An 11884-nucleotide genomic window follows, 5' to 3' on the forward strand; every position below is an offset into this window, starting at 1 on the left:
GGAGGGAAGTTTACAGGGCCTCAGCCCCGGCAACTACCTCCAGGATCTCCTGAGTGATGGACGCCTGCCGAGCTTTGTTGTAGGCAAGGCCCAGTGTGCGGATAAGCTCGGTGGCGTTGTCGCTGGCGTTGCTCATGGCCGTCATGCGGGCCGCCAACTCGCTGGCCGCTGCTTCCTGCAAAGCCCGCAACAACTGGTTATTCAAGTACAGCGGCAGCAGCGCGTCCAAAATCTGCACCGGATCCTGCTCGAAGATCATGTCCGGCGGCGGAGCGGAAACAGCAGCCACGATCTTGCTGCGCTCGACGGTGAACTCTCCCCCGCGCACCAGAAGGTTAAAAATCTCGTCGTCGCGGGCAGCCAGGCGCGTGGGATCCAGAGGAAGCAGCGACTGCACCACTGGCCGCGAGCTAATCAGCGAGACAAAGCGAGTGTAGATGAGCTCCACCTTATCCACCTTCTCGGAGAGGAAAGCGGAGAGCAGCTCATCCCCAATTTGAGCAGCTTCAGCGGCAGTGGGGATCTGGGACAGATTCACGTAGGTCTTGGCGATGGGGGCAGAGCGGCGCTGAAAATACTGCACCGCCTTGCGGCCCACCAGGTAAAGCCGCACCTGCTGCCCCGTCTCCTGCAGCTCGCGCACCCGCTCCTCGGTGCGCTTGATAACGTTGGCATTGTAAGCGCCGCACAGGCCCCGATCCCCGGCCACCACCAATAGGCCCACGGTCTCAATAGGCCGCTGCTTCAGCAGGGGCAGGTCGACATCCTCCAGCCGCAACCGCGTCTGCAGGCGGTAGAAAACCTGGGCCAGGCGATCGGCAAAGGGACGGGTGGCCATCACCTGCTCCTGAGCCCGTCGCACCCGCGCCGCGGCCACCAGGCGCATGGCCTCTGTAATCTTGCGGGTGTTCTTCACCGCCTTGATGCGGTCGCGAATCCGCTTTAGGTTTGCCATAACCGATCCTCTCTGCTGTGGTCACTGGATGGGGATCCCCGGCAACTAGGCCGCCTTGGCCAGGAAGCTTTGCTTGAACTCCGCGATGGCGGTTTTCAAGATCTCTTCCGCCTCGTCGGTAAGCTGCTTGGTGGAGAGGACGATCTCGCCATACTTGGGATGGGCGGTGCCCAAGTAGGACAGCAGGCCCTGCTTAAAGCTGGAGACTTTCTCCACCGGAATGTCGTCCAAATACCCCCGCGTCCCGGCGTAGATGATGGCCACCTGCTGATCCAAAGACAGGGGCGAGTACTGCGGCTGCTTGAGGATCTCCTGCAGCCGTTGGCCGCGGGCCAGTTGCTTCTGGGTAGCTTCGTCCAGGTCGGAGGCAAATTGGGCAAAGGCTTCCAGGTCGCGATATTGCGCCAGTTCCACCTTGATCGAGCCGGCCACTTTCTTCATCGCCTTGGTCTGGGCTGCCGAGCCGACGCGGCTGACAGAGATGCCGACGTTGATGGCCGGGCGAATGCCGGCGTTGAACAGATCCGACTCCAGGAAGATCTGCCCATCGGTAATGGAGATAACGTTGGTGGGAATATAGGCCGACACGTCGTTGGCCTGGGTTTCCACAATCGGCAGCGCCGTCATGGATCCCTCGCCCAGCCGGCTGTTCAGCTTGGCGGCCCGCTCCAGCAGGCGCGAGTGCAGATAGAACACATCTCCTGGGTAGGCTTCCCGTCCAGGTGGGCGCCGCAACAGCAGCGACATCTGCCGGTAGGCCACCGCCTGCTTGGACAGATCGTCATAGACCACCAGGGTATGCTTGCCCTGGTACATGAAGTACTCGGCGATGGTGGCGCCGCAATAGGGGGCCAGCCACTGCAGCGGGGCCGGGCTGTCGGCGCCGGCAGCCACCACAATGCTGTAGTCCATCGCCCCTCGCTCGCTCAGGATGTTCACCACCTGGGCGATATTGCTCTGCTTCTGGCCGATGGCCACATAGATGCAAATGACATCCTGTCCTTTTTGGTTGAGGATGGTGTCGACAGCAAGGGTGGTCTTGCCGGTTTGGCGGTCGCCGATGATCAGCTCCCGCTGGCCCCGCCCGATGGGGATCAGGGCATCGATGGCGGTGATGCCAGTCTGCAGGGGCTCGTAGACGGAGCGGCGATCGACGATGCCAGGGGCCGGCGACTCAATGAGGCGCGTCTCGGTGCAGTGAATCGGCCCTTTGCCATCGATGGGATTGCAGAGGGGATCCACCACGCGGCCCAGCAGGGCTTCTCCCACCGGGATGCTGGCAATTCTGCCCGTGGCTTTGACGATAGATCCTTCTTGGATGTTGCGCCCGGAGCCGATCAGCACCGCGCCGACGTTGTCTTCCTCCAGGTTGAGGGCAATGCCCACCGTGCCATCCTCGAACTCCAGTAGCTCGCTGGCCATCACCTTCTCCAAGCCGTAGATGCGGGCAATGCCGTCCCCCACCTGCAGGACGGTGCCGACATTGGAGATCTGCATCTCCTGGCTGTACTGTTCGATCTGTTGCTTGATGATGGTGCTGATCTCGTCTGGGCGAATTGTAGGCATGGCAGTCCTCTCGAGGGAATGGGAAGGGATCCAAAATTAAGGAAAAACGCTCGGCCAATCTAGGCTAACTGCAGCGCCAGCCGGCGCAACTGGCCGCGCAGGCTAAGGTCGATCACCTGGGATCCAATCTTAATGATCACTCCACCCAGCAACGTGGGATCTTGGCTGGTCTGGAGCTCCACGCCGCTGGCTTGTGTGAAGTCCCTCACCCGCTCGCGGATCGACTGCTGTTGCGCCTCGGTCAAAGGTACCGCTGTGGTCACCTCGGCCAGGACGATATTTTTGAGCTTCCGCTGCAGCTCCAAGAACCGCTGGCAGACGGCCCCGAGGAACATAATACGGCGACGGTCGCTCAACAGCTTGAGCGCGTTCAGCAGCAGCGGGTGGATCTGGTCGGCAAACACCTGCTGCAACAGGTTTTTCTTGGCTTCCGCCTTGACCAGGGGACTGGCGAGGAATTGGCCCAGCTCCGGCGTGGCCTGCACAACCGCGGCAATGAAACGGATGTCGGCCTCAAAGGTATCCAATAATCCCTGCGCAGAGGCCAGCGAAACAAGGGCTTCGGCGTAGGGATTCACCACTCTGGCGGCCATGGTGCTGCTGATCATAACTTCCCCTTTCCTCCTAGCGGGCAATCATCTGGATCCCCCGTTCAATCAGGCGCTGGTGCACCTGCTCGTTGAGGTGTTGCGGCAGCTCCTGCTCCACCTTGCTCAGGGCTTGGCGCACGATCTGGCGGCGCAGCTCCTGGAGAATTTGCTCTTGTTCGGCAGAGAGATCCCTTTCGGCGTTGGCGCGCAGCCGCTCGATCTCCCGCTCCGCCTGCTGCAACAGCTCCTGCCGGCGGGCTTCCGCATTGGCCTCCGCCTGTTTGCGAATGCGCTCCGCCTCCTGCTGAGCCTGCGCCAGCTTTTGCTGCTCCTCCGCCAGCCTCTCGATCGCCTCCTGCTTGCGCTGCTCCGCCTGGCGCAGCTCCTCGAGGATGCCTTCTCGCCGTTTGGCCAGAGCTTCCCCCACCACCCGGCGGCCCAAAATGTACAGCAGGCTGAGGATGATGGCGATGTTGATTAAGTTGCTTTCCAGAATCGCATCCAGGATCCCCTTTTCTGCAGAACCCTCAGTGGCTTCCGTCACCGGCTGGGCAACGGCCAAAAGCCAAGCGGGCACAAGGCTCCACACCAGCATCACGCGCTACTCCAAAGGAATGTTCAACTGGCCACTTAACGGGCGCTGCCCAACAGCTTCTCGGTGATCTGGGCGGCAATGGCATCCACTTGCTGCTGCAGTTGTTCGAGCGCCGTCTGCTTTTCCTGCTCGATTTGCCGCCGCGCCGCCTCCAGCTTAGCTTGGATCTCCGCCTGGGCCGCCGCCAGCTTCTCCGAACGGATACGGGCCGCAGCCGCTTCCGCCTCGGCGATCACCTGCTGCGCCTGGAGGCGGGCCTGGCCGATCTCAGCCTCGTACTGGCGGGTCAGGGCCATCGCCTTGTCCAGCCGCTCCTGGGCCTCCGCCTGGGTGGTGCGGATGTAGTCGTTGCGGCTGTCGATAACCCGAGTAACCGGCTCGTAGAAGAGGGAGTTGAGCACGGCCACCAGCAACAGAAATTGGACGGCAATGATGGGCAAGGTGGCGTCGAGATCGAAGAGGCCATTTTTCTCGGCAGCTTCAACGGCCAACAGGGTTGAACAGATCATGGGGCCGCACCAACAGAAACGGGATCCAACATCGAACAAGGCAGGGGGCGAACCGGCGCAACAGAGCTATTGATCCGGGCCGCCCCCAGAGACATCAGGCGAAGGGGTTGGCGAACAAGAGCACCAGCGCCACCACCAGGCCATAGATGGTCAGGGCTTCCATGAAGGCCAGGCTAACCAACAGGTTGCCGCGGATTTTGTCTTCTGCTTCCGGCTGACGGGCCAGCCCCTCCATGGCAGCGGCAGCAGCATTCCCCTGGCCCAGACCCGGGCCCAGGGATCCCAGGCCAATTGCCAGAGCGGCAGACAACACAGAAGCAGCAGAGGTTAACGGATCCATAGCAAGATGCTCCTTGTCGTTACAAAACAGATGTTGACACGAACGCAACAGCGTCTTGAGCTTGAGGTGATCTGACCGGAGTAGTCGAGCCGATCGCCTCTTTGTCGGCGGCCTCCAGGCTCAAGCCCTCGGCCCCAACAAACCTTACCAGAGAAGGGATCCCTTGCGACGACCTTTGAAGGAGAGGGGGCGTTGAACTGGGTAGAAGTCCCCACCTTCCCTCCGCAGGTCAATCGTGGTGATCCCCACCCCCATGACCTTCCAGCGCCTCTCCAATGTAAGCGGCCGAGAGGGTGGAGAAGATCAAAGCCTGAATGGCCCCCGTAAACAGAAATAGGATCATCACCGGCACCGGGATCAACAACGGCACCAGCAACACCAACACCGCAATCACCAGCTCTTCTGCCAAGATGTTGCCGAACAGACGGAAACTCAGGGAGAGGGGCTTGGTGAAGTCTTCCAGGACGTTGATGGGCAACAGAACTGGCGTGGGCTCGATGTACTTCTTAAAGTAAGACAGCCCTCGCTTGCTGATACCGGCCACGAAATACATGACGCTGGTGAGCAGCGCCAAGCCGGCGGTGGTGTTGATGTCGTTGGTGGGAGAGGCCAGCTCTCCTTCCGGCAGGGGAATCAACTTCCAGGGGAAGAGATTGCCCATCCAGTTGGAGACAAAAATAAACAGGAACAAGGTGCCAACGTAGGGCACCCAGGGCCGGAAGTTTTTCTCACCAATCTGGGCACGGGCAATGCTTTGGACAAACTCCAGGGTGTACTCGATAAAGTTTTGCAGACCAGCGGGCTCCCGCTGCAGTTGACGAGTCCCCAACAGCACCACGGTCAAGATCAGGGCGATGGCAATCCAACTGGCAATCAAAACTTGCCCGTGAACCGTAAATTTGCCCAGGTGCCAGTAAAGGTGATGACCAACCTCAAGTTCTGCTACCAGAGGAGGAGCGGAGAAGAACAGGTTCATGAGCATCACGCAGAAGAAGATAAACGGGTCAAGGTCTGAACAAGATAAATCAGCAGGGTGACCTTGTAGGTCATGAACCCCAAGAAAATGGGCAAAATCTGCAAAGACTTCACCTGGGTGGCCAGGACGATTAGCCCGACAAACAAAGCCAAACGCGTTACCCCCAGTCGGCTGCGACTTTTGCCCAGTTCCGCGACGCCGCGGCCCAGCATGCGCAGATAGACTACGCCGACGATTGCCCCCAGCAAATAATTGGCAGCCACCGCCGGCGAGTAAACCAAAGCCACCCCCACCGCAATGGCCAGGCTCACCCCCAAGGTGACCAGCACCAACCATAGCTGCAGTGCTTCATAGCTCCTGCCAGCCGTTGTCGCCTTCTCCCGCAAATCCGCTTTGCCCGGGGCAAGCGACGGCTGCAACGCACTCTGGCAGCCCAGACCCGCCTCCTGCTGTGGCAGAGGCGCCGCCTCCTCCAGGGGCGGCAAAGGCTTAGGCTTCCACGGGGTCGCCTTCCAACGGGCAGGACTGTGGGAGAGGAGTCGGGAAGAACGTGCCATGGGAATGAGGTCACCACCTCTGAGGATCTGGCCTTAACCCAAAATAACACGACTAAGTAACAATACTTAACGAGTTGGGCGAGGCCAGGGCGGGATGGAACCTTGCAACTATCGCCTCGAAAGACGACTAGCCCTTCGACAGACGGAGATGTTCCTCTAAGAATTTACCACCTTCGTGGATCGGCAACGGCAAAAATGGAAAACTTTCTGAAAGACCGCGGATGTAAAGTTTTGCCTGGGGTGGCTGAGAAGCTGCAATCTTCTGTTACCTCCTGTTGTTTTGAGGTGGATCCCGCCGATTCTGTTGCTCTATATACTATGGGGCAGTGAGAAGAAAGGGCGAGGATGATCCCAGTGAGTTGGCTGGTCAAGGCGATCTGGGTGGACTACAGCTTGGCTGTAGCGCTGACGGTGGTGCTGCCGTTGGCTCTCCTAATTTGGGCCTTTGCGGTGGGGTTGCGTCCTCTGATTCAGCTCTTGATCGTCTACTGGCGGGTATCCAGCCTATTGGCGGTGACGGTGTATTTGATGATCGGCGGTCTGCCCATCAGTTTCTTGAGCGGGGCAATAGCACGGCTTTTGATCCCGCTCAGCCTTTGGTTCTGGCGGGATTGGAGCACCGCCCTCGAGCAGTCGAGAAGCTGGGCAGCGCGGGCTTTCTTGCTCTGGCGGTGGATCCTGACTGGCTATATGGGGGTCGGGTTCTTCTTTTCAGGAGCCTTTGTGCCCTGCGCCTTCCAGGCTTCTTTGTCGCTGCAGTGTCGAGCCTGGTTTGAGCCGCCGCTGGGCTTTCGGGAGATCTTCCATCCCAATGTACCCCCCGAGCTGCTCGGGAGCCTAGGGGCCTGGGGCTTGGTAGTTTACCTACTCTACAGCGTCTATTTCGTTTGGCGGCTGCGGCCCCCTACCGAGAAAAGGGAGTTGGCAGCATGAGCGCCCTGCCCTGGCCGCTGGCTCTAGAGCGCTACAGCCAAGCCCACCCCCAGGAGGTGCTGCGGGTAGAGGTGGAAAGCGAGGGGGAAACGGATTTGGTGCTCATCTACCGCGGCTATAGCAGCTCCCTGCGCCGGCCCACTCCCCCCGATCCAGAGGTGCCGGTGATCCCTCCTCAGGCTCGCTTCTTACAGTTAGAGCGCCTTAGTGCCCCTTATCACCCTGAGCACTCCCAGGTTTTAGCTCTCTACCGCAGCTGGGAGGAGGTGAGGGCTTGGCTAATCCAAGAAGGGATCCCCGTGGCCGAGTGAGCAATTCCCGGTCTCAGCGCCCCACTGGACTGGGCTGGCGCTGCAGGATGGTGTATTCTGCCGGCTGCAGAAGAGATTGCCCTGTCATCTCGGGGGGCTGAGGCAGGCCTAGGATCTCGAGCAGGGTGGGGCCGACATCGGCCAGGGTGCCGCCAGAGCGCAGCTTGACATCGCCACCGCGACCAGGGATCTTGCGCCTTTCCCCCTCCACCAGGATGCAGGGCACGGGGTTGGTGGTGTGGGCCGTCCAAGGGTTGCCCTGCTCGTCCCACATCTGCTCGGCGTTGCCGTGATCCGCCACGATTAAGGTGGTTCCCCCCACGTCCACCACCGCCGCCAGCAGACGGCCCAGGCAGCGATCCACCGTCTCCAGCGCCCGCACCGTGGCCTTGAAGTTGCCGGTGTGGCCCACCATGTCGGGGTTGGCGTAGTTGAGCACCACCAGGCTGTATTCGCGGCGGGCGATAGCTTCGATGGCTTTGTCGGTCACCTCCACCGCTGACATCTCCGGCATTTGGTCGTAGGTGGCCACCAGCGGGCTTTGCACCAAGATGCGATCTTCGCCGGGAAAGGGCTGCTCAATGCCGCCGTTAAAAAAGTAGGTGACGTGGGCGTACTTTTCCGTCTCGGCAATGCGCAATTGCTTGAGGCCGGCCTCGCTCACCACTTGGCCCAGCAGGTGATCCAGGTTCTGCGGCTTAAAAAGCACCTGCACCGGCAAGGTCGGATCGTACTGGGTCATGGTGATGAAGGTGAGATCCGGAATCAGACGGCGCTGAAAACCGGAAAAGTCGGGACAGACAAAAGCTTGGGTAAGCTGGCGGGCGCGATCCGGGCGGAAATTGAAGAAGATGACCGCATCTCCCGACTGCACCGCCCCCGGAGCCAAGCGAGTGGGGGGAATAAACTCGTCGGTAATATCCTGGGCGTAAAAGTCTTCCATCACCTCGGCGGCGCTGCGGCCACAGCCAGGGCCGTCTTCCGTCAGGATCTCGTAGGCCTTCTGGGTGCGCTCCCAACGGCGATCCCGATCCATGGCGTAGTAGCGGCCGCTCAGGGTGGCGATGACGCCGCTGCCCAGCCATTGCAGCTCTTTTTCCAGAGCGGCCAGAACCCTGGCTCCATCGCGGGGCAAGGTATCGCGGCCATCGGTGATGGCGTGGACATAGGCAGGGATCCCCGCCTGGGCTGCCAGCTTCAGCAAGCCGTAGAGATGGTCGATGTGGGAGTGAACCCCCCCCTCAGAGCAGAGGCCAATGAAATGAAAACGGCCCCCCTGCTCCTTGAGCCGATGACAAACCTCCACCAAGAGGGGCTCGTGAAAAAGGGATCCCGTCTCGATGGCGTCGCTGATACGCACCAACTCCTGCGGCACCACCCGCCCCGCCCCCAGGGTCAGGTGGCCCACTTCTGAGTTGCCCATTTGCCCTGACGGCAGGCCCACGGCTCGCCCCGAAGCTTGCAGCAGGGTATGGGGGTAGGTAGCCCATAGGCTGTCCACGACAGGGGTTCGGGCGACCAGCACCGCATTGCCCTCAGGAGCTTCGCGATAACCCCAGCCATCCAGGATTACCAGAACCACAGGTGCCACCGATTGTGCATCCATGAAATGGCCTCTCGTTTTTTAAGACATAATACCAGCCCAGGCAATACGATACCGAATCCTCCATTCCCTCTCAAGATTTCACCTTTCTTGTGAGGGGAAAAGAAGCAACTCCAATAGTCGGGATTGAGCAGCTACCGCCAATCGATAGGCGAGCTGCCATAAGTATTTATACATATCTGCGCAGACATCTACCCAGATAAAACACGGTCAGCCGCGGGGGCTGGGCCGCAAACGTTTGCGCAGGGACTCGGCGCGGCGCTTGGCAATGGCATTCTTCGGATCCAGTTGCAGCACCGTCTCGTAGGCCTCGAGGCCAGGGCCGTAGAGATTTTTCTTCTCGTAGGCATGGGCCAGATTGTTCCAAGCGGTTACATAGCCGGGATCCGCTGCCACCGCGTCTTTGTAGTAGCGGATGGCCAAGTCGTATTGCCCCTGGCTGAAGTAGGCAAAGCCGAGGGCGTTGCAGACGGGGGGAATGTTCTCCCCAGCCACCTCTAGAGCTTTTTTAAGCTGGACGATGGCCTGGTCGTAGAGGCGCTTTTGCAGATAGACGCTGCCCAACTCGTAGTGCTCCTGCGGGGATCCCTTGCCTTTGCTCAGGCGGGGCTGGAGCTGCCGGATGACTCTTTCCTGGGCCCGTATCCGCAGCACCTCGCGCAGGACGAAGTAGCCCACCACGCTGAGGATACCGGCCAAAGCCACCAGGTACAGGAGGGGAGCGTTGACGCCCATTTTGCCTATCCCGCTTGCCTCTTCAGATTTGCCTTGCCAGCGTTACGCCTGCAGGTGAGCCTCGATCAACCAAAGATCTTTGTCGATCTGGCGCGAGATCTCGGTAAACAGGTCGGCGGTATCGGCGTCCCCCAGTTCGGTACTGCGGTCGATGTTGCGGCGCACCGAAGCGGCATACTGGCCGTAGCGGGCCGCCAAAGCCTGCAGGTGAGCCCGGCCGTCTTCAGCCGTCAGGTCGTACTCCGGCAAGGCTGAGGTTTGGGCGACGATGCGGGCCGTGCCGCGGGCAATGCCCCCCAAAGCTGTAACCCGCTCCGCCAGCATGTCCACGTAGTTCTCCAGAGTGCCGGCAAAGGTGTCGAACATCTCGTGCAGGGCGATGAAGTTCATGCCTTTGACGTTCCAGTGGGCCTGCTTCACCTGAGTTTTCAAATCCAGCGTGTCCGCCAAGGACTGGTTGAGCAGCTCCACCAGTTGCGCGCGGGCCTCCGCCGGCAAGTCGATCTGGGTGGGGTAGAGACGGGTTTTTGCGGCGGTAACCATAGCCAACCTCCTAAGTTGTGTTTCCATTATCTGGGATCCGCCTCGGCTCTGGGGCCTGCTGATTCCCGACTGAGTCCATACTAACACAAACTCGGAATGAGTATGAGTTAGCAAGCGCTTACTTGCCGATGCAGAAGCGGCTGAAGATCTGATCCAGCACCGCTTCGGAGATCTCCTCGCCGGTGATTTGGCCAAGGGCGTGCAGGGCGCCGCGCAGGTCGATGGTCCAAAAATCGAGGGGGAGCTGCGCCTGCATAGCCTGAACGACTTGTTCCAGGCTGGCTTGGGCCTGGCGGAGGGCGGCGGCCTGGCGTTGGTTGAGGCTCACCTCCAGGTTGGGCTGGGGCCGCCCCTGAGTCACAAGCTGCTCCAAGGCCTCTTCCAGCTCCGGGATCCCTTGGCCTTGGGCGGCGACGGCGGGGACGCGGTAGGCGATCTCGGGCGGGAGGCGGATCTTGTCGGCGGGGGCGAGGTCGGTTTTGTTGATCACCAGGATGAGGGGGCGGTGGCGGATGGACGCGTAGATGGCGGCGTCGGCATCCGTCCAGCCGGCCTGGGCGTCGATGACCAGCACCAGCACATCGGCAGCTTGAGCCAGCCGTTGGGAGCGCTCCACCCCTAGCCGTTCCACCGGATCGTCGGTGGCGCGAATGCCGGCGGTATCCAGGAGCTGGACGGGGATCCCTCTGACCACCAACTGGGATTCCACCACGTCGCGGGTGGTGCCGGGCAGGTCGGTGACGATGGCGCGATCCTGGCCTGACCAGGCGTTGAGCAGGCTGGACTTGCCCACATTGGGCCGCCCGACGATGGCCACCTTGACCCCGGTGCGCAGCAATTGCCCCCGCTCGGCGGTGGCCAGCAGGGCCTGCATCTGGGCCTGGATGGCTTGCAGCCGGGCCTGCCAAGCGGGGACGTCCAGGGGGGGCAGATCCTCTTCAAAGTCGAGGCGGGCTTCGATCTCGGCCAATAAACCCAGCAGCTCCTGGCGCAGGGCGCGGATGGACTGCCCCAACTTGCCCTGCAGCCCCGCCAGGGCCATTTGGGCCGCCTGCGGGGAGCGGGCCGCCACCAGATCGGCCACGCTTTCGGCCTGGGTGAGGTCGATGCGGCCGTTCAAGAAAGCGCGCAGGCTGAACTCCCCCGGCTGCGCCAGCCGTGCCCCCTGGCGCAGGCACTGCTGCAGCGTGGCCTGAACCACCATGATGCCGCCGTGGCAGTGCAGCTCCACTACGTCCTCGCGGGTGTAGGAGCGGGGAGCCTGCATCCAGACGGCCAGGGCCTCGTCCAACCGCCGGCCCTTCTCGTCGTGGATCCAGCCGTAGAGGAGGCGATGGCTTTCCCAGACTGCGTTGCGGCGGGCGGGAGTAAAGATAGCCTGGGCAATGGCCAAAGCCCGCGAACCGGAGAGGCGTACAATGCCAATGCTGCCCTGTTCGGGCACCACTGCCGTGGCAATGGCAGCAATGGTATCGGCCAGGGGCGCAGTCAGATCCATCCTCGACAAAGCCCGGCTTGAATTGTCGCAACTGTTGGATTCCCCATCGGCTTTCCCCGATCCCCTGCAGAGGTCTCTTGCGCCTATTGGCGCGCCTCCCCGAAGTCGGAAAAAGCTATAAAAAGCCGTGCGACCCGGTGAAGGCCGGGGTAGCCTGACAGTGGCAACTCACG

The 11884-nt window shown here is 61.2% G+C and carries 14 protein-coding genes; 2 read left to right on the top strand and 12 right to left on the bottom strand.

From position 1 onward, the window contains the following. Positions 1-10 precede the first annotated feature (10 nt). From ACVW0R_RS05695 to ACVW0R_RS05730, 8 genes are all read right to left on the bottom strand, one after another. Positions 11-955, bottom strand: coding sequence for a F0F1 ATP synthase subunit gamma (locus tag ACVW0R_RS05695; protein WP_457501784.1), 945 nt, complete (start codon positions 953-955; stop codon positions 11-13). Positions 956-1000: 45 nt separating this feature from the next. Then, a complete protein-coding gene (gene atpA / locus ACVW0R_RS05700) occupies positions 1001-2521 on the bottom strand; it encodes a F0F1 ATP synthase subunit alpha (protein WP_457501785.1) in 1521 nt (506 codons plus the stop codon). A 59-nt stretch (positions 2522-2580) separates the two neighbouring features. Beyond that, a complete protein-coding gene (gene atpH / locus ACVW0R_RS05705; RefSeq protein ID WP_457501786.1) occupies positions 2581-3129 on the bottom strand; it encodes an ATP synthase F1 subunit delta in 549 nt (182 codons plus the stop codon). A 16-nt stretch (positions 3130-3145) separates the two neighbouring features. Next, positions 3146-3706: a F0F1 ATP synthase subunit B gene (locus ACVW0R_RS05710; RefSeq protein ID WP_457501803.1), complete on the bottom strand. Its 561-nt coding sequence runs from the start codon at positions 3704-3706 to the stop codon at positions 3146-3148. A 35-nt stretch (positions 3707-3741) separates the two neighbouring features. Continuing rightward, the gene (locus ACVW0R_RS05715) at positions 3742-4215 is read right to left on the bottom strand and encodes a F0F1 ATP synthase subunit B' (RefSeq protein WP_011430930.1); all 474 of its coding nucleotides are present in this window, start codon (positions 4213-4215) and stop codon (positions 3742-3744) included. A 94-nt stretch (positions 4216-4309) separates the two neighbouring features. Further along, on the bottom strand, positions 4310-4555 hold the full coding sequence (gene atpE / locus ACVW0R_RS05720) for an ATP synthase F0 subunit C (RefSeq protein WP_011430931.1): 246 nt from the start codon (positions 4553-4555) through the stop codon (positions 4310-4312). A gap of 229 nt (positions 4556-4784) precedes the next feature. Further along, complete coding sequence (atpB, locus tag ACVW0R_RS05725) at positions 4785-5531, bottom strand: F0F1 ATP synthase subunit A (RefSeq protein ID WP_011430933.1); 747 nt, start codon at positions 5529-5531, stop codon at positions 4785-4787. 5 nt (positions 5532-5536) lie between these two features. Next, complete coding sequence (locus ACVW0R_RS05730; protein ID WP_457501787.1) at positions 5537-6088, bottom strand: ATP synthase subunit I; 552 nt, start codon at positions 6086-6088, stop codon at positions 5537-5539. Positions 6089-6433: 345 nt separating this feature from the next. Here ACVW0R_RS05730 and ACVW0R_RS05735 point away from each other — a divergent pair, with 345 nt between their 5' ends. Continuing rightward, positions 6434-7021 carry a DUF3177 family protein gene (locus ACVW0R_RS05735; RefSeq protein WP_457501788.1) on the top strand — a complete coding sequence of 196 codons (588 nt, stop codon included), beginning with the start codon at positions 6434-6436 and terminating at the stop codon, positions 7019-7021. Beyond that, positions 7018-7332, top strand: a complete 315-nt coding sequence (locus ACVW0R_RS05740) for a DUF7734 family protein (protein ID WP_011430936.1) — start codon at positions 7018-7020, stop codon at positions 7330-7332. Before ACVW0R_RS05735 ends, ACVW0R_RS05740 begins: the two co-directional genes overlap by 4 nt. A gap of 13 nt (positions 7333-7345) precedes the next feature. Here ACVW0R_RS05740 and gpmI read toward each other — a convergent pair whose 3' ends face one another. The 4 genes from gpmI to mnmE all read right to left on the bottom strand — a co-directional run bounded on the left by gpmI (position 7346) and on the right by mnmE (position 11711). Beyond that, positions 7346-8938, bottom strand: a complete 1593-nt coding sequence (gpmI, locus tag ACVW0R_RS05745; protein ID WP_457501789.1) for a 2,3-bisphosphoglycerate-independent phosphoglycerate mutase — start codon at positions 8936-8938, stop codon at positions 7346-7348. 207 nt (positions 8939-9145) lie between these two features. Beyond that, positions 9146-9670, bottom strand: coding sequence for a tetratricopeptide repeat protein (locus ACVW0R_RS05750; RefSeq protein ID WP_011430938.1), 525 nt, complete (start codon positions 9668-9670; stop codon positions 9146-9148). Positions 9671-9712: 42 nt separating this feature from the next. Then, on the bottom strand, positions 9713-10213 hold the full coding sequence (dps, locus tag ACVW0R_RS05755) for a DNA starvation/stationary phase protection protein Dps (protein ID WP_011430939.1): 501 nt from the start codon (positions 10211-10213) through the stop codon (positions 9713-9715). 118 nt (positions 10214-10331) lie between these two features. After that, positions 10332-11711 (bottom strand): tRNA uridine-5-carboxymethylaminomethyl(34) synthesis GTPase MnmE, encoded by a 1380-nt coding sequence (mnmE, locus tag ACVW0R_RS05760; RefSeq protein ID WP_099812969.1) that lies wholly within the window; start codon positions 11709-11711, stop codon positions 10332-10334. Between the last annotated feature and the right edge of the window lie 173 nt (positions 11712-11884).

The organism is Thermostichus sp. MS-CIW-15 (genome assembly GCF_054060575.1).